1 protein-coding gene is annotated in these 323 nt (G+C 43.0%); it reads right to left on the bottom strand.

Annotated features, from left to right (window positions below; genetic code table 11):
* Positions 1-75 precede the first annotated feature (75 nt).
* Positions 76-323, bottom strand: a 248-nt coding sequence (locus tag PPOP_RS18410; protein ID WP_006288191.1) for a polymorphic toxin-type HINT domain-containing protein, incomplete at its 5' end; no start/stop codon positions are given.

Raw genomic sequence — 323 nt, 5'->3', positions numbered from 1 at the left:
GGAATGTAAGGGGCTGACAAGTGCCTTTTTTTTGCATCTGATCTAAGCACTTTTACGCTGCAATTCTAGGCATTTTTAGTATGCAATAAACAGTACTATCGCTCTTACAATCACTCCGATGACATTATGCGTCCATATTTCCGACTCCGTAACGAAATAATTATGTACTTCTTCGACTTCGAAATTATACACAGGTAAACTGTTGTTCTTTATCTCGATCCGGTCGATCAGATAGGGCATGCCTTCTGGACTTTGAAGCAGATCTCCAACCTTCAAATGCCTTGCTTCCACCCATCCTTGGCCGTGCACCCAGAACGGATGCT

The organism is Paenibacillus popilliae ATCC 14706 (assembly GCF_000315235.1).
In the GTDB taxonomy this organism is placed as follows: domain Bacteria; phylum Bacillota; class Bacilli; order Paenibacillales; family Paenibacillaceae; genus Paenibacillus_B; species Paenibacillus_B popilliae.
Note: the sequence above shows the minus strand (reverse complement) of the source record. Positions and strands in the feature narration are given on the sequence as shown.